Source organism: Acidobacteriota bacterium, from assembly GCA_003225175.1.
GTDB lineage: Bacteria > Acidobacteriota > Terriglobia > Terriglobales > Acidobacteriaceae > Gp1-AA112.
Map to the genome: position 1 here is coordinate 1 of QIBA01000179.1, position 1,732 is coordinate 1,732.

The 1,732-nt window shown below is 48.0% G+C and carries 2 protein-coding genes; both read left to right on the forward strand.

The genetic code is table 11. The features are described 5' to 3' along the window. Window positions 1-753, forward strand: a 753-nt coding sequence (locus DMG62_24250) for a hypothetical protein (GenBank protein ID PYY19814.1), incomplete at its 5' end; no start/stop codon positions are given. Window positions 754-805: 52 nt separating this feature from the next. Continuing rightward, window positions 806-1,504, forward strand: a complete 699-nt coding sequence (locus tag DMG62_24255) for a hypothetical protein (GenBank protein PYY19815.1) — start codon at window positions 806-808, stop codon at window positions 1,502-1,504. The last annotated feature ends 228 nt before the right edge of the window (window positions 1,505-1,732 follow it).

The following is a 1,732-nucleotide window of genomic DNA, read 5'->3' on the forward strand; positions in this document are numbered from 1 at the left end:
GTATTCCTCATCAACCCTGCAAGGCAGAAGACAATCATTCATACCGACGCAAGTGGAATAAAAGGCATCGGTGGATGGTGGGAGTCACAAGCATTTTCTACTCGTGTGCCGAGAAACCATCGAAGCAAGCTTATCGATTGGAAAGAAGCATACGCTGTAGTATTCGCATTTGCAAAATGGGGACATTTATGGAGAGGACATACTGTGATTATCATGTGCGATAATGCGGTCGTAGTCAATGCCATAAATGCCAGATCGGTTCGAGGACAAACCATTGACCCGCTTCAACTCCTCTTACTAATCGCTGCTCTCTATGATATCGAGATTGCTTCAGAATGGCTGTCGTCAGAAGATAACTGGATTGCTGACGCCCTTTCCCGTTTTGAATTTGACAAGATTGCTGACATGTTCCCACAGTTCCAAAACACCCCCTCCCATCGTCCATGCCGAGAAACTGGGAAGCCAATGTCGGAATTACGGGTAAAGCTGCAGACCTTCTTTGGCATGGACTCGCTGCCAACACTCGCCAAGTCTACAGAGCCGGCCAAGCAACATATGCAAGATTTGCAAGTAACCAAGGTTTCAAGCCATTCCCCGTCCAATTTGAAGTGCTCGCTCAATTCATCGCCACTTCCGCCGAAGAAACATCAACGGAGACAACCAAGTCGTACATCAGTCACCTCCGAAGCTACCACATCGATAATGGGTATTCAACCAACGTTTTCAACGATGAACGCATTAAACGTATCCTAAGGGGAGCGGCACGCAAATATGGCAATAGGCCAAAGAGGGAGAGAGGCTAGAAATCACATCCGAAATTCTAAAAGCGATCCTTGTAACCCTGCGACACACATACGACGACATCAACATCTACGCAGCTTTCTGTATAGCATTTGCAGGTTTTCTGCGTATCGGGGAATTTACATGGTCAACCTGGAACAACCGATCTTTTCTCCAATCGCTCTGCCGCGAATCGATTCAATTTGTTCGAGATGGAGTCATTCTGCAATTACCATCCTCAAAAACGGACCCTTTTCGCAAAGGTGTGACAATTCCTTTGTCCCCATCGGGGGATATCACCTGCCCTGTTAGCGCATTGCGCATCCTTGTCAAACGTTACCCGCAACCTGCTACAGCACCACTGTTTTCACGGTTAATTGGTCCGTTCGATCGAAAATGGGTTCTCGGAAAACTGCAACAAGCACTGCTTTTTGCGGGAATCAACCCTGCAGGATTCAGCGGCCATTCTTTTCGTCGGGGGGTTGCAAATTCAGCATTCAAAGCAGGCATTTCGAGGGAGGATATCATGAAGATGGGTAGATGGAAAAGCGATTCTATCGATCGATATTTCTCACTAACAACAGCGAATAAGTTATTGTTCTCCCTTTCAACACAACTCCACGCCAAGTCTGGGCCTCCAAACCTTGCGGCCGATACTCGGCACGCACACTCAGCAAATACACGCAATTCTCGCGATCATGCTTCGGCGCGACGCAAAGTTTGAGATTGGGCATCCTCCTTCGGCGAGAGCACCAGGCTAGCCCGAGGAGCTGTTATGGTCCAAGGGCGAATTGTCCCATCAAATTTCAATTCATCGTAAATTTTCAAGTCATCGTGAATGGGTTTAGTCTTGGCGATGCGGTAAGCATCGCTGACTAAAGAGATCATGAGACCTCCGCCTTTTTTCGGGGTCATCCTCCTTCCCCGCACTTCATTGCCTCACGAGCATCAC